Below are 15,533 nucleotides of genomic sequence, written 5' to 3'. Positions count from 1 at the left end.
AGAAGAGGATGTACCCGCCATTAGCTTGGCGGGTACATCCTCTTCTATTATACGGCGATCATTTCCCGGGAAGAGCCGTAAGCTGCGCGAGGAAATGCTGCAAATCGTCGCACACGAGATCCGGTGTCGCGCCCGCCGACGCGAGCTGCTCGTGCACGTTGTCCGGCGTGGCGACGCCCGTCAGCACGAGCGCCGTGCGGCAGCCCGACACCGCTCCTCCGCGGATGTCGGTGTGCACGTTGTCGCCGATGACCCAGACATCGGCGGCCGGAAGGCCGAGCCGCTCGATGGCGTAAGCCATGATGATCGGCGAGGGCTTCCCGATCACCACCGGCTCCACGCCGGAGGCGGCGGTGATCGAAGCGGCCAGGGAGCCGGCCCCTGGCATGAGGCCCCCGTCCGACGGCAGCAGCCGGTCGGGGTTCGTTAACACATAGGTCGCGCCATTCTTCAGGTGGCGGACCGCTTCCGTCAGCTTCTCGTAGGAGAAGCTGCGGTCAATTCCTTGGACGACGTAATCCGGCGTCGTCGTCCCGTTCAAGGCGAAGCCGGACGCCTCCAGGGCGATCCGCAGCCCGGCTTCGCCGATCATATGCACGCGGCTGCCTCCGCGCTGCTCGGACAAGTACTTGGCGGCGGCCTGCGATGAGGTGTAGATCGCCGCCGCCGGCACTTCGATGCCGAACGGAAGCAGATGTTCGGCCACTTGTTCCGGTGTCCGGGACGAGTTGTTCGTCACCAGCAAGTACGGCAGGCGCTGCTCCTGCAGCCATTGAATGAAAGCCGCTGCATGAGGAATCGGTTCATGCCCCCGGTATAGCGTGCCATCGAGATCAATAATAAAACCGTACATTATGCGGACACTCCCTTGTTGTCTTTGATTTGTGTGGAAGGAAGCGTGATTTCGACCGTCGTTCCTTCATCAAGCTTGCTCCGAATCTCCATTAATCCGCCATGGGCTTCGATAATGCGGAAACAGACCATGAGGCCAAGTCCCGTTCCTTTCTCCTTCGTACTATAGAAAGGTTCCCCCAGCTTCGGCAGTCGTTCGGGCGCGATGCCGCATCCTTGATCGATGAACCGAATCAGGATGCTGCGGCCCGTCGGGGCGGGTTCGGCTTGGATGCGCATAACGCCTCCTTGCTCCATGGATTCGAGCGCATTTTTCATGATATTAATGAAAACCTGTTTAATCTGGTGCTCATCGCAGGAAACGAGCGGAAGGCCGGGCGCAATCTCCGCTTCGATCTCGATGTTTCCCAGCAGCGCTTGGGGCTGAAGGAGTTCAATCGTGCTCATGACGATCGAGTCCACCGTTCTTGTGGCGAAATTAGTTGCCTGCGGCTTGGATACGAACAGGAACTCGTTGACGATAAACTCGATGCGCTGCAGTTCGCTTTGCATGATTTCGATGTAATATTGCTCTTTGGTGTTGTTCTTCTTCAATAACTGCAAGAATCCTTTCAGAGCGGTTAACGGGTTGCGGATTTCGTGGGCTACGCCGGCAGCCAGCTGGCCAACCGCAGAAAGCTTGTCTGACTTGATTAGCAGCTCTTGGGTCTTTTTCAGCTCCGTAATATCTTTGAACGTAATAACCGTGCCGATAATGTGGCCCTTTCCTTCCAGAATCGGGCTGGACATGTACTCGACAGGGAAGGGGGTGCCGTCCTTTCTCCAGAACAGATCCTCCCGCAGGACCGGAGCGTCCCTGTTCAGAATCGTGTTCAGAGCGGGGCTGTCTTCAGGAGCATACAGCGAGCCGTCGCTCTTCTGCGGCCGGATCAAATTATGAATTTGCCGGCCGAGCATTTCGTCGACCTTCCAACCGGTAATGGCCTCGGCAGCCTGGTTCCAGAAAATGGTGCGTCCGCTCATATCGATCCCATAAATGCCTTCCGATACGGAATTGAGAATGAGCTGATTCTGCTTATACAGCTTGTCGATCACCTTTTTCTGCTCCTTGACTTCAGTGAGGTCTTTGAGAATGGCGTAAACCCCTACGACTTGGCCTTCGACCATCGTGGGAACGAAGGTGACGTTGGACGGAATGGGAAACCCGTTCTGATGAAGGAAAGCAGCCTCGAAATTTTGCGGCATCCCGGCCGAAGCCACCTGGAAGTGATGCAGCGCTTTGAGCAGATCCGGCGGAGAAATCATCGGAATGAAGGACGTCAGCATCGAATTCTCTTGTCCCAGTCCGAGCATGCTCTCGAGCCCGTGGTTGGTCGACAGCACTTCGCCGTCCAAGCTGAAAGCGATAATCGAATCGGGATGATTGTCGTATAGGGACTGGTACCGCTCCGCAGTTTCCTGAATTGCCGCTTCCTTGCGCCTGATCGTTCGGATGCCATACCAGCCTAGTCCGAGTATGGAGATAAATATGACAATATCAACGGTTATTCCGATCGAACGATAGTTTGTCATAAAGGAAAGTTGATGTACAATGAAGAGATCCACACCGATAAGCAGTAGAGCGACGATATGATATACAAGTATATGCCGGGATAGCGCCCAATGCCCGGTTGTCGTTTTCTGTTTCATCATGGCAGTCCTCAGCGCTCCTTTGAAGGGAATATTCTCCATTAGTGTATCAGGATTCGACACGTTTTTATATATTCTTCCAGATTCATATTGTCATTTCCTGCCTTTAAAACGATAAGATCAAAGCTCGACAATTCCAGTATGAACGCAGGATCCTTGCATGTATGTGAGTAGAAGGAACTATTTTATGAATAAAAACAGTATACTTGTCCTAGTATTTTAGGTATAATGTTGAAAAAGGTCGTTTTTCTGTGGAACTTATTCACAAATTGAGATCGGAGCGGAGCTATGAAGGCTGAGTACATTAATCCTTTTTTGGAGTCGGCTAGAATTGTCATCGAGCTGGTTGCTAACATACGCCCAACTACGGGGCAGCTCGGCGTCAAAGACGTCAAATTTGTGGAAAAGTATATTTGGATCCAAATCGGGATGACCGGTCAAATGGAAGGCGATATCGTATTCGGTTTGGCGGAGGATGTCGCATTGAAGATGGTTTCCGCGATGATGGGCGGGTTCGTTATAACGGAGATGGACGAAATGGGCAAAAGCGCTATATCGGAGCTTGGCAACATGATTAGCGGCAATGCCAGTACGATGTTGTTCAATCAAGGCGTGAGAGTCGATATCACTCCTCCTAAGCTCGTTCAATCCGCTACGGCAGCGGGATTTGTGCCGAAGAAAGCTTTGACCATTCCATTGATTATGGATAGTATTGGCGAACTGGACATTCAAGTGTTAATTACGTAATATGTAATTGAATATAAGTAATCGGAATGGAGTCCAGCATGAGCGGTCTCCATTTTTTTGTAATCCCAAGGAAACGAGGAGACATGACGTTGAATTTAGCGAACCAAATTGTCTTGATTACTGGAGCTTCCAGCGGTATAGGCGCAGTCATGGCGCAGCAATTCGCCGCTTTGGGGGCCATTCCCGTTCTGACGGCGCGCAGCACGGATAAACTCGAAGCCATTGCAGCCGGTATCGGGGGGCAGCATGCGGTGTATGCGCTGGACGTGACGAATACGCAGCAAGTGCACGATGTGGTGGATCAAGTGATGGCCAAGTTTGGCCGCATCGATATTCTGATCAACAATGCAGGGTACGGCATTTTCGAAGCTTTTGCCGGTGCGCCATTAGAGCATTTCGAAGATATGATGAACGTCAATTACATGGGAACGGTGCGCTGCACGCAAGCGGTGCTGCCTCATATGCTGAAAGCGGGGAGCGGGCATATTGTGAACATAGCTTCGATGGCGGGCAAGATCGGCTCGGCCAAATCGACGGGCTACTCGGCGACCAAGCATGCCGTGTTGGGGTTCACGAACAGCTTGCGCCAGGAGCTGATGAAAACGGGGATCTCGGTCACCGCCATTAACCCGGGGCCAATCTCAACCCCTTTCTTCGATAAAGCGGACCCGAGCGGGAATTATGTGAAGAACGTATCCTGGTTCATGCTGAAACCGGAGAAAGTGGTGAAGGAGCTGATCCACGCGGTGCAGAAGAAAATTCCGGAGAAGAACCTTCCTTTCGTGGCGGGCGTGGGCATTAAGCTGTTCCATTTGTTTCCGCGGATGTTCGACCGTCTGGCTGCAGGGATATTGAACAAAAAATAAAGCGGACCCCAGTCCTCCGATGGGGATTCCGCTTTTTTCTATAACGACCTACTTAGGCTCGGGCTTCTTCGCTTGCAGCGCTTGGTTCAGATCGCGTATTTCTTCAAATATGCGGCGCACCTCGACTTTGCTTTCCGGATGCGTCTGGTTCCAGTGGGAGGTCAGAGCGGGCAGCGATTTGTGGACATGATTGAAAAATGCCCATATTTTGATCTTCTCCAACATTTCAGGCGAAGTGTCGCCGGTAATCAGCTCGGCTGTTTTCAACACCAGGGCGTTGAACTCTTTATCAAATTCTGAATTCATAGTTTCATCCCTTCGGATGGAAAATAGTAAGAACACTTTTAGTTTATATGATCATCTGACAGCTGTCAAAATGGGGGGAAACTATGTCTATTGCCCAATTGCAGGATGGCCAACTCCTAAGCCGGGAGCCGGCTCGCTGCTTCGCGAAGCAAGTATCGTTATACATACTTACCTATGTCAGCCAAGGCCTCAAGGTGAAAGGTTTATTGGCCGTTCCGGAAGGCGGCGGGCCATGGCCGGCCGTTATTTACTGCCGCGGCGGCATTAAGCGTGTCGGCATGGTACGCAAGCGCCGGATCATTTCAATGGCCAAGCGCGGATTTGTCGTGTTCGCCCCTTATTACCGGGGAAATGAAGGCGGCGAAGGTCATGAGGATTTTGCCGGTGAAGACAGATTCGATCTCTTTCATGCGATCCCGCTCGTGCAGTCATTGGAGGAAGTTGTGCCCGGGCCGGTCTCTTTGATCGGATTTTCCCGCGGGGCGGTTATGGCGATGCGTGCGGCAAGGGAATGCAGCGGAGTCGGCGCGGTAGTCGTCTGGAGCGGCGTGAGCGATATGCTGGACACATACGAGCAGCGAGTGGATTTGCGGCGAATGCTGAAGCGGGTGGTCGGACACCCGAAGAAGCAGGAACAGGCCTACATCGACCGCTCGCCGGCGCATTGGGCGCATGAGATCGATCTGCCCATCTATATCGTTCACGGCACGAACGACACGCAGGTGAATATCAGTCACGCCAGGAAATTGGCCGGAGCCTTGGACCAGGCCGGCAAGCCGTATACGATGGCGCTATTTAACGGACTTGACCACCGGTTCCCCCGGAGAGAGGATGAAAAGGCGCTGGATGACGTATTTGCATGGCTTCGCGCAACAACCCAACGAACCTGAGCTGGGGATGGATTTGTTTACCATATTTTCTCGTTTTTTTTGTTGTTTACTCCTTGGCTATGCCCTAAAATAGGGGTAGGATTACAGTCCAGATTTTACCTGGTCGGCAAGGGGGCGGTTGTTTCGAAGTCTCTCAGATTATTGTTCAGCAGTGATTTTTATATATTAGAGAAGAGTGAACAGGAGCAGATTTACCAGGAATTTTATCTCCTTGTTTATCCTATGGTGCATTTTATTCTTAGGGATCACGCTGCCGTCGAAGACATTATTCAAGAGTCTTTTTTGCGTGCTGTGCGCAAGGCGCCGCTGCTCCAGGAGATTGATAAATACGAAAGCTGGATCAAAAGGCTGACCCGGAATGTAACCCTGAATCATCTCCGTAAGCATAAGCGAAACCGCGATGAATTGGAGACGGATTTCATGTTGAGCATCAAAGAGACGGCGCCGACCTCCGATTATTTGAATTCGCTGGATCAGGAGGTTGAGCTGAAGCTGATGAGGGAAGCGATCATTTCATATATCAATCAACTGAGTCCCTCTTACCGGCAAATTATTGCGATGAAATGGATACATAACTTGTCCTACAAAGATATGGCGGTAGAGCTTGGAGTTACCGAGGGAGTCGTTCGGCAGCGGTTATTCCGGGCTCGGGATGTTATCAAGCAAAGGCTGCTGGAAGAGTGGGGCACGGGGAAATAAGAGTCCGCAGAGGGGCTCTTATTTTTTGCTTATGCGTAAGGGAGAGAGGATCTCATTTGTAACGGCATCCGGCGTGGCATATAATAGGTTCATCAGCAAGAAGAAAAGGGGTTTCGTCCATTGGGTACAAGCTTTGAACAGCTGCAAATCGCAGAGCCATATGTAAATAAACTGAAAGAAATGGGAGTAACCGAACCGACGCCGATTCAAGCGGAAGCGATTCCCGTTATGAAACGAGGCAGCGATGTCATCATTCAATCCCAAACGGGTACAGGCAAAACCTTGGCCTATTTGCTGCCTGCTCTGGAAGTCATCGATCCCGATCAGAAGCAGCTGCAAGTGGTTGTCATAGTCCCGACAAGGGAGCTCGGCATGCAAATTATGCAAGAGATCGAGAAGCTGACCGCCGGCGGCCCGATCCGTTCGCAATCCTTGATCGGCGGGGCGGCCGTAGCCCGGCAAGTCGAGAAGCTGCGTCTTCACCCTCACATCGTCGTTGGAACGCCGGGACGGTTACTTGAGCTGATGAAGATCAAAAAGCTGACCCTGCACCATGTGAAGCTGGGCATCGTCGATGAAGTCGATCAGGTGTTCGAGCTGAGCTCCATGCAGGATGCCGAAGCGGTGTTGAAAGGCATGCTGAGGACGTGCCAGAAGGTGTTCGTCTCCGCGACGATTCCGCAGAGCACGGAAGATGCGGCCAGCCGGTGGCTGAAGGAGCCGGTGATCATCAAAATCAATCCGAGCCAGCGCACGTCGGAAACGCTCGAGCACCTGTATGTCGTGTGCCAGGAACGCGAGAAAATTGATACACTCCGCAGGCTCGTACGTCTCATTAAGCCGAAATCGGCGATCGTCTTCATCAATGTGACGGACGATATTGCCGAAGTGGTGGCGAAGCTGCAATATGTCGGATTATCCGTTGAAGCACTGTACGGAGAAGCGAGCAAACAAGACCGGGCCAAGGTGATGGGGAATTTCCGGGACGGGAAATTTCAGCTGCTCCTGGCCACGGATGTTGCGGCGCGAGGGCTTGATATTGAAGGCGTGACGCATGTGTTCCATTTGGATCCGGCGACGAACGCGGAGTATTACCTGCACCGCGTCGGCCGGACAGGCCGGATGGGCCGCCAAGGCACGGCCATTTCTATCGTGACCCCGAAAGAGCAGTTCATTCTCGAGAAATTCGAGAAGCAGCTCGGGATCACGATCGCGCCGAAGGCGATGTACGAGGGCCGGCTCGTCGACCCGGCCCTCGACCGCAGCGCGGCTGCCATGCGCAGCCGCCGCGAAGCGGCGCGCCCGCGGGGCGCAGCTCCTGCGAGCGGCGGCTTCGCCGGCTCGCGGGAGGCTGCCGCGCCAGCGGGCGCGGTGCGCACGAGCGCTGCGGCTGCGGACGCGCGCGAGGGATCGGGCGCTGCGCCGGCTAGGCCGGCAGCGCCGGGACGCACGGCCGCCGCGGGCAAGGCCGTGAGCAAGGCTCAGCGCGAGCGGGATCGCAAGAGCAAGGGCGCTCCCCGCTGGCTGAAGGAGAAACAGCAGAACAAAGAGTAGGAGTCCAGCCGCTGGGGGGAATCCGCTCAACACTCTTTCTGCGAGGTGTGAAACGTGCTGAAAAAATTATTCATTTTCATCGTTGCGGTCCTGATCGTCGGATCGGTCGCAGGGGTATTTATTATCCGGCACATCAAACCTGCTGAAGATCTGGATCTGAACTATCAAAACATCTCGATCGGCAGCAAAGTCGCAGACATCGTGAAGAACCGGAAGCTGGAAGTACAAGTCACCGAGGAGGATTTGAACAATCTCGTGAAGCAGCAGCTGGCCGCGCATTCGGAATTGCCTAACGGCATCCGGGTCGAAGGGGCCAAAGTCACGCTGCAGGGCGCGAACTTGGTGGCGGATCTTAATGTCAATTGGCAAGACAAGGTGCCGGTCGGCGCTCAGCTATTGTTTACACTCGCATGGAATCCGCCTAATCTGATCATCGAGCATCAGTCGACACAGGTCAAAGGGGTGCGAATTCCGCGGGAATGGGTTCAGCTTGCTCCGATCGAGATTCCGATTGAGGAGCACTTGCCTTTGCTGATCGGTGTGAAGGATGTGCAGTTCCAGGAGAAGTCGATCGTCGTACAGTTGAAGGCACTAAGATAGACAAAGAAGAGGAAGGACAGCCCGGGAGGGTGTCCTTCCTCTTCTTTGTATAGGGTGACCGCGAGGTATTGGCTCCGGCTGATATGATCAGCGGCTGAAGCCTGGCGCCTCGTTCTAGGCGGCGTTGCGGCGTTGCGTCTAATCGGGCAAATAGCAGAATGTATTGTAAATTTCATATAGGATGATCGAATTTACCTTAGTTAATGGGGAATGCATATGATTTTTCATATAGAATAAACGAATTTACCCAGTTAGCGGTAAATGTATGTGATTTTTCATACAGATTCCCCTTAGGACCGCCAGGAGAATGAACGGACGGTCCCTATTCCTTATACAGCCTGCCTAGCTTCCGTAGTATCGTGCCGCTTCGCACCTTGAACCTTCCACTTGCGGGAATAGACGACAATGCCGAATACGATGCACATGCCGGCCAAAACAAACCAAATCGATAAGCCGACGGCGAATTTATCCATTCCCCAGCCTACGCCCAACGGCAGAATCGAACCGCCCAAGCCGCCCGCTGCGATGAGCGTGCTGGTCGTTTGTTCGGTGCGCCCGGGCAGCAGTTGATTGGCATAGATCAAGGCTACGGCGAACATCCCGGACATGAAGATGCCAAGCAAGAGGACGACGGCGAAGGAGCTCCACAGCTGCGAGCTGAACAACCACAGGATGACCGTGACCAAGCTGCCGCCGAAGGAGACCGCCAGATAGCGGAAATAGGTCATCTTCTCGGCAAGTACACCGGCGAACAGACGGCCTGCCACCATGGCGATCCAGTAGGCTGTCACCGCAAGGGAGGATACGGAGCTGGAAGTGTTCAACTGATCGATAAAGATGGAAGGCAGGAAATTCACGATCGTATTTTCCATGCCTACATAGATGAAGAAAACGAGCATGAACAGAATAAGGAAGGTGAGCGAGCTCTTGGTTAGCGCCGGCGGCTTCTCTTCCTGCTTCGTGCGGTCCGCTTTATGCGCGAGCAGGGCATCGTGCTCGCCCAGGGACAGCTTTGACCAAATCACGCCGGTAAGCAGAGCGCTTACGCCGAGAAGCATGAAGCCGTATTTCCATAAGCCGTTTGCAATCAGAAGACTGGAGACAACCGGCATAATTAACGCGCCAAGCCCGAAGAATACTTCCAGCTTGCTGAAGGCCGAAGCCTGCTTATCCTTGGCCGCCATCAAGACGAAGGTGGAGATGCTCGATTCCACAAGTCCGAAAGCTATGCCTGCTAGGAAGGATAAGGAGACCGCCACCGGCCAAGGCGGCAGCATGACGATGGCGATCATCGCCAGAAAGAGCAGCCCGAAAGCCGTCATGATGGTGCTGCGCCGGCTAATACGGCGGCTAAGGGCGGGCGAGGTGAGCACGCCTAATAGAAATCCGCCGAATTCGAGGAAGACGAGCAGGCCGCCGTCACTGTAGCTCCGTCCATAATGGTTCAGCAGCTCAGGCAGAACAGCGCCGAATATAACGTGCGTGCAGCCCGTCAATAAATAAGACAAGCAGCCCATAAATAATAATCTTCTCATTATTGTGTACTTCCTTTGTGTTGTGCAGTCAATGTATCGTTATACGCAAATATATGATGGATCGCTTCGGCTACAGACTCGACGTGGTAGTTAGCCTTCAGCTTCACATCGGGATGCGCGCCTTTCATGGCGAAGCTGTGGGGCGTGATGCCGAACATCGAGACATCGTTGAAAGAGTCGCCGATACAGGCGATCTCCTCAGCTTGCAGGCCTAATTGGGCCATGAGCACAAGCAGCGAGCTGCCTTTGGATACTTGCAGCGGCATGATGTCCAAACAATCTTTGTCGGAAATGAACAGCTCGACTTGATCTCCCAGCTTTTCCTCCATTAACGCCTTCACCTGCAGCAGAACGCCAATCTCTCCGAATAAGGAGAACTTACAAACGGGGAAATCATCCTTCAAGGCATGCTCGATATCATCTTTAATAATAAAAGGCCGGAATGTTCGCGATTGCACATCATCCGAAGCAGGTGTCAAATGCGTGATATAATTCGCTTCACCCGAACAGACGAGCTTGACGAGGTCGAACTCTTTCAGCAATTGATAGATTTCATGAGCTAATTCGGGTTGAAACAGCTGGGATTGAAGGAAGGTTCCGTCCTCCAGATGGATGAAAGCCCCGTTCTGCGACACCGAGAATGCGCGATGTCCGATTTCCTCCAATACTTGCTGCATTTCGACGTTCATCCGTCCCGATGCAAGGCAAAGGGTCATCCCGGCTTCCTTGGCTTTCTTCAGTGCGGCCTGCTCGCGTGAGGTGACCTTTTTGCTGTGATCGAGTAAGGTGCCGTCCAAATCGCTAACAATTAGTTTAATCATGTGAATTCTCTCCTTCTGCCAATACGATTTCTACTTCACAAGCAAGCAGTTTTTCTCTGATCTCCGGGCTCAAAGCTTGATCGGTTACGAGAATGTCGATATTCTCAAAGCCGACGACGCGGTGGAACAACCGTTTGCCGAACTTGGAGTGATCCGCCAAAACTATCACTTGGTCGGCATGCTGCATCATGGCGCGCACCAAGTAGCTATCTTCTTCGTTGGGGGCGGACAGTCCGTCTTCGGTAATACCGCAAGTTCCGATCAACAGCTTGTCGACATGGTAATCGTTCAGCATTTCGATCGCCTTAGCTCCATAAACGCTATGGTGCTTATTGTCTAGAACACCACCAAGAATGTGAATCGTCGTTTCTTCCTTGCGGGTCAGGATAGCGGCGATTTCGATGGAGCTTGTGACCACGACATTATGCTTGGATGTAAGGGCACCCGCTGCATGAAGAACGGTTGTAGAAGCATCCATCATGATGTAATCGCCGTCCTGAATGAGCTGTGCGGCTGTTTTGCCGATGGTCAGCTTGGAGGTGGATTCGGCTTGCAGCCGCTGCTCATAATTTCCCACTTCTTTGGAGAGGGTTGGGAGAATGGCGCCTCCGCGGGTGCGAACGATCCGGCCCTGCTCCTCCAGCTTCACCATGTCGCGTCTCGCCGTATCCCGTGAAACGTCGTACAGTTCACAGATTAAATCCACGGTAATACGCTTATTCGTTTTTAAGTAATCCAGAATGGATATGAGTCTTTCTTCTTGGAACAAGCCATTTACACTTCCTTTACTTAAGTAAACTTAAGTGATATTAAGTATATTGCTTATTATATGCGTGCATAACTTCTTTTTCAACACTAATTTCGTAAAGATTCAATGAAGACAAAAAAGCCGCACACGCCCCTCAGGGAATGTGCGGTTATCGATTATTTTGCAGTGGTTTTTTTGCGGGTTTTTACATAACTCGGATACGTAATTTCTCCGGTATCGAGCTTTCGGATTTCTTCCTCGTTCCATCCGCTGATTTTATTTCTGCCGGTTACGCCTGTGAGCTTAATATGATAGCGGTCTGCCAAATATGTATGCAGCACGTTCATTTCTTCCGGATTAATTTCACGCAGCTTTTTCTTGCCGTGAATTTGTCCCAGGATGACGCCGATCGATTCAGCAGCCAGACTCGTATTCGGTTGAATTCTTGTGCTGCCGTAAGCTATGGCGGAGGAGCCTACATTTTTGCCGGCAGCGATGACGTTCTCATAGTTTTTGAGCAGAAAGCTGCGCAGCGGCATGCCGTATTTATCAGGACGGCCCATCTCGATGCCCCATTTATTCGCGCTCGTGCCCTGCAAATCAAGCGGATAGCCGCCGATGCTGACATTGTCCCAGAACATCGCTCCCGACAGAAGATCGGACGGCTTCAATACATAATCCATCTCGTAATGATTATATTCCCTCACGTACGGATAAGTCGGCAGTTCGCCGAGCTCCGCGTGCTCCCAGCCAGGGAGCGTTTTGCGGAAGTGGCCAAGGATGAGGCCCGTTTCCTTATTGCCCAGCTTGACCGCCTCTTGAATGGATTCGGGCTTGGATGGATCGACCGTATAGACGAGCAGCGCGTTGATCAGAACCTCACCGTCCCGCTGGTTCACGGCATTCAAGCCTCGCAGGAATACACGGTCATTCGACGGGTGATAGGCTTTGGTCATTCCGCTCAGCCCGATGGCGAAGCTGTCGTTGACGCTGCCGCCGCCGAATTGTTTGGATTTCTCTTCGGGTTTCAGGGCATTGAAGGTCGTATTGAATTTATTCCAATCGACATGCTTGAACTTCATCATCATGCCTGCGCTCATGTACTCGATATCCTTTTGTCCGTAAAACTTCTCGAGGCCAGGCAATCTCTTCGCATCCAAACGGGAGATGAGCGCGGCGAAATCACTGTTGTCGACCCAGTAGGCGGCTTGGATTTTCTTCTTCTTATTCTCATTGTTCGTATATACCATAGAAGCGACTTTGTGCATAGGATCCGGGGTGTCGATTTGCTCGATCTCATTAATGACGATGCCGGACTCGACCGGAATGTCCTTGCTGAGTTTATTCATATAAGCAGTGAACTCCGGCAGTTTGCGGATCTTGGCGTTGCGGAAGCCATCGAACAGCTCCTTGGCCCGGCCTTGGACCAAGAGATGACCCTGTTCGTCGCGCGTTTCATCCAGGAACAGCATCTGGCTCTGCAGGATTTGGCCGCCGAAAGCTTGGTGGGGATCCAGCACTTTGACCTTCAAGCCCTCATCCGCCGCCGCCCGGGCCAAGTAAAGCCCTTCCAGTTCACTGCCGATAACAACGACGTCCAATTGCTCGGTCGGATATGTCATTGCATTCTCATTCTTCATTTCTGTCACAGGAGCGGGAGGGGAATCGCCGGGCGGCAGAGTAGCCTGATGCATGACGGCAGGCGATGTGACTGCGGTGGGTTCCACATGGGCTGCTTGCTTCATACCGATCTTGCTGTACGAGAACACCAATAGAGCAATTAATACAACGGCTAAAGCAATGACAAGCTGGACTCTGGGATTACGTAAACGCATATGTGAACTCCTTTGGCGGTAGTCTTGTATACCGTTTAGTTTAGCAGTTTCATAGGGTATTTAATAGACTTTCCATTTGCATCATCTTAAAAGTTTTCCAGCACGACCCCCCTAAACAAATCTCCGGGGGCGAATTGTTGTAGCATAACCAGGAACCCTTCGCGAAGGCTCCACATTATTTATACCAACCATATGAATAAGGGAGAGGGAACTTGATATGAAAAAGAATCTATTGAAAAAAACAGTAGCAACAGGACTTGTATTGACGATGGTAATGGGGGGCGCTTCCGCAGCATTTGCTAAAGGAAACGACCATGAGAACCACGGCAAAGGCAATAACAGCTATAACAGCTCTTATAATAATGGTAAAAACAATAACGGTAACGTAAGCGGCAACATTCAAATCCGCATTAACTTTGACGACCTCAAAGGTGCTCAATGGGCAATGCGTTACATAGCTAGCTTGGCATCCAAGCGCGTATTCGAAGGGTATGAGGACGGTACGTTCAAGCCGGACAAATCCGTATCCCGTATTGAAGCGATTACAGCTGCTGTCAGATTGATGGGTCTGCGTGAACAAGCGGAATCCGCAACGGAAATGGCTACCAAATTAAACTTCAAAGATGCGGACAAAATCCCTGCTTGGGCAGTAGGATACGTCGCCGTAGCGCTTGAAAACGACCTCTTCACGGAGAGTGACGATTCCGTTCAACCGAACAAAGAAGCTGACCGCCTATGGGCAACAACGCTTTTGGTGAAAGCACTGAAGCTTGAGTCCGAAGCAAAAGCGAAAATGAACACGCAATTGACATTCAAAGATGCGAAGCAAATTCCTGCAGGCTCTGTAGGTTATGTAGCTGTTGCGATTGAGAAAGGTCTTGTTGACGGGTTCGAAGACAACACGTTCCGTCCGAACCAAAATGTAACTCGCGCTCAATTGGCAGCTCTCTTGGATCGTACCGGCGAGCAAATGCCTGACGACCAAAGCTCTATCACAGGCACTGTGAACACAGCAGTTTACAACAACGTGCTTTCTGTAACGAAAGCAGGCGTTACAACAAACTATGTGCTTCACCAAGATGCGTTCATCCTGCGTGACGGTGTGAAAGTTGCCGCTTCCGCTATCCAACCGGGCGATGAAGTGAAAGTTCGCCAATACAACAACCTTGTAGTATTCGTTGAAGTAACGAAATCCGCGGCAGCGAATACGTCCTTCGATGTTGTTGGAACTTTGAACAGCACGACAGTTGATTCCGCAGGCAAAATTACGTCGATCTCCATCACGCAAAATATCAATGGCGTCAGCCAAACAACCGTTTATAACGTTGCAGCTAACGTGACTTTGACAGGTAACCTTGGCGGGTTTACACAAGGCCATGTGGTTGAGCTTAAAGGCGAAAACCAAGTTGTAACTTCCATTGATGTAAAATAATATAGAGATTTTTATAGAGGTAGAAAAAGGTGAATACACACGGCAGGCTCCTTGCTATTGCAGCAGGGGGCCTGTTGTGCTTGCACAGGCTTATTCCTAAAGGATGTAACAGTTGTATATTCTGCGGTTCGTTGAGGGAAACTGTTTTTTATCTTGAAAGGAGTGGGATTGTCATGACTACGGACGCAACATTAATGGAGACATTTAAACGGTATTATGCCGACTACCGGGGCTCCGCGGATATGGATCAGAGCTTCACGGATGCTTATCAAGCTATTGCCTATCACGTGATTGAGCAAACGTCACACTATGCCGAGGACGGCGATATGGACAAGATCCAGAGCTTGATCCGCCAGTTTAAGGAGATCAGTTTATCGATCGCTCCAAGCAATGATTCCTTGAAGGAGCGTTTCGAGCAGGAACTCGTGGAAGAAGTGCTTAATCGTAACGGGGCGAATTCCGTTCATTAAAGAACGCTGCAAGAACATTCGAAACAGTTGTAATTGCGGAACATTTCCCAAGGGGTTGTAATTGGCTTCTGAGCGTGGTACATTATACCTCGTTGCTTTGAACGGCAATCACTTGGAAAAATGAAGTGACTTGCATTCGATAAGTAACGTGTGGTAATATGAACTTCCGCCGGAAATTGCTTAGTAAAAAGCACTTGCAATGGATGGATGAGATGTGGTATATTACTTCTTACCGCCTCGCTGTTACATCAACGCGGTGGTGAACGAAAGACATTGATCTTTGAAAACTGAACAACGAGTGAGTAAACATGAACGAGCAATCGTTCAAACAATGAGATTAACAATCTCGCTAGCAAGTCAATTGAGCTATTCAGCTTTCAATAAATGAGCGAGTAATCGTTCAACTATTATGGAGAGTTTGATCCTGGCTCAGGACGAACGCTGGCGGCGTGCCTAATACATGCAAGTCGAGCGGAGCACTTCGGTGCT

General features: G+C 51.5%; 15 protein-coding genes and 1 rRNA gene. 9 read left to right on the top strand and 7 right to left on the bottom strand.

The annotated features are described in order from the left end of the window. Positions 1-58: 58 nt before the first annotated feature. Together J2X61_RS16090 and J2X61_RS16085 are read right to left on the bottom strand one after the other, a co-directional pair. A complete protein-coding gene (locus J2X61_RS16090) occupies positions 59-853 on the bottom strand; it encodes a TIGR01457 family HAD-type hydrolase (protein ID WP_310189111.1) in 795 nt (264 codons plus the stop codon). Further along, positions 853-2,544, bottom strand: coding sequence for a PAS domain-containing sensor histidine kinase (locus J2X61_RS16085; RefSeq protein ID WP_274472510.1), 1,692 nt, complete (start codon positions 2,542-2,544; stop codon positions 853-855). Before J2X61_RS16085 ends, J2X61_RS16090 begins: the two co-directional genes overlap by 1 nt. A gap of 285 nt (positions 2,545-2,829) precedes the next feature. On the opposite strand from J2X61_RS16085, the gene J2X61_RS16080 reads away from it, so the two are divergent. After that, a complete protein-coding gene (locus J2X61_RS16080; protein WP_310189109.1) occupies positions 2,830-3,288 on the top strand; it encodes a chemotaxis protein CheX in 459 nt (152 codons plus the stop codon). 89 nt (positions 3,289-3,377) lie between these two features. Further along, positions 3,378-4,154, top strand: a complete 777-nt coding sequence (locus J2X61_RS16075) for an SDR family NAD(P)-dependent oxidoreductase (RefSeq protein ID WP_274472512.1) — start codon at positions 3,378-3,380, stop codon at positions 4,152-4,154. Positions 4,155-4,202: 48 nt separating this feature from the next. Here J2X61_RS16075 and J2X61_RS16070 read toward each other — a convergent pair whose 3' ends face one another. Beyond that, on the bottom strand, positions 4,203-4,460 hold the full coding sequence (locus J2X61_RS16070; protein WP_274472513.1) for a DUF2573 family protein: 258 nt from the start codon (positions 4,458-4,460) through the stop codon (positions 4,203-4,205). Between the two features lie 83 nt (positions 4,461-4,543). Here J2X61_RS16070 and J2X61_RS16065 point away from each other — a divergent pair, with 83 nt between their 5' ends. The 4 genes from J2X61_RS16065 (at position 4,544) to J2X61_RS16050 (ending at position 8,203) form a co-directional block, all read left to right on the top strand. Then, the gene (locus tag J2X61_RS16065) at positions 4,544-5,350 is read left to right on the top strand and encodes an alpha/beta hydrolase family protein (protein WP_310189105.1); all 807 of its coding nucleotides are present in this window, start codon (positions 4,544-4,546) and stop codon (positions 5,348-5,350) included. Between the two features lie 141 nt (positions 5,351-5,491). Then, a complete protein-coding gene (locus J2X61_RS16060) occupies positions 5,492-6,049 on the top strand; it encodes an RNA polymerase sigma factor (RefSeq protein WP_274472515.1) in 558 nt (185 codons plus the stop codon). 120 nt (positions 6,050-6,169) lie between these two features. Beyond that, a complete protein-coding gene (locus tag J2X61_RS16055; protein ID WP_310189102.1) occupies positions 6,170-7,603 on the top strand; it encodes a DEAD/DEAH box helicase in 1,434 nt (477 codons plus the stop codon). Between the two features lie 54 nt (positions 7,604-7,657). Further along, positions 7,658-8,203 carry a hypothetical protein gene (locus tag J2X61_RS16050; protein ID WP_274472517.1) on the top strand — a complete coding sequence of 182 codons (546 nt, stop codon included), beginning with the start codon at positions 7,658-7,660 and terminating at the stop codon, positions 8,201-8,203. A gap of 329 nt (positions 8,204-8,532) precedes the next feature. On the opposite strand, the gene J2X61_RS16045 is transcribed toward J2X61_RS16050, so the two are convergent. The 4 genes from J2X61_RS16045 to J2X61_RS16030 all read right to left on the bottom strand — a co-directional run bounded on the left by J2X61_RS16045 (position 8,533) and on the right by J2X61_RS16030 (position 13,142). Further along, entirely contained in the window at positions 8,533-9,738 is a 1,206-nt protein-coding gene (locus tag J2X61_RS16045; protein WP_274472518.1) for an MFS transporter, read from the bottom strand. Then, positions 9,738-10,559: an HAD family hydrolase gene (locus J2X61_RS16040; RefSeq protein WP_274472519.1), complete on the bottom strand. Its 822-nt coding sequence runs from the start codon at positions 10,557-10,559 to the stop codon at positions 9,738-9,740. The genes J2X61_RS16045 and J2X61_RS16040 overlap by 1 nt, the downstream gene beginning before the upstream one ends. Then, a complete protein-coding gene (locus J2X61_RS16035) occupies positions 10,552-11,328 on the bottom strand; it encodes a DeoR/GlpR family DNA-binding transcription regulator (protein WP_274472520.1) in 777 nt (258 codons plus the stop codon). The genes J2X61_RS16040 and J2X61_RS16035 overlap by 8 nt, the downstream gene beginning before the upstream one ends. Before the next feature lie 155 nt (positions 11,329-11,483). Further along, positions 11,484-13,142 (bottom strand): FAD-dependent oxidoreductase, encoded by a 1,659-nt coding sequence (locus J2X61_RS16030; protein ID WP_310189097.1) that lies wholly within the window; start codon positions 13,140-13,142, stop codon positions 11,484-11,486. Between the two features lie 217 nt (positions 13,143-13,359). On the opposite strand from J2X61_RS16030, the gene J2X61_RS16025 reads away from it, so the two are divergent. The 3 genes from J2X61_RS16025 to J2X61_RS16015 form a co-directional block, all read left to right on the top strand. Then, positions 13,360-14,574: an S-layer homology domain-containing protein gene (locus J2X61_RS16025; RefSeq protein WP_274472522.1), complete on the top strand. Its 1,215-nt coding sequence runs from the start codon at positions 13,360-13,362 to the stop codon at positions 14,572-14,574. A gap of 173 nt (positions 14,575-14,747) precedes the next feature. Continuing rightward, positions 14,748-15,044 carry a hypothetical protein gene (locus tag J2X61_RS16020; RefSeq protein ID WP_310189092.1) on the top strand — a complete coding sequence of 99 codons (297 nt, stop codon included), beginning with the start codon at positions 14,748-14,750 and terminating at the stop codon, positions 15,042-15,044. Positions 15,045-15,450: 406 nt separating this feature from the next. Then, positions 15,451-15,533: ribosomal RNA gene (locus J2X61_RS16015) — 16S ribosomal RNA — on the top strand; the annotation flags it as partial.

The organism is Bacillus sp. 3255 (assembly GCF_031456485.1).
GTDB lineage: Bacteria > Bacillota > Bacilli > Paenibacillales > NBRC-103111 > Paenibacillus_E.
Note: the sequence above shows the minus strand (reverse complement) of the source record. Positions and strands in the feature narration are given on the sequence as shown.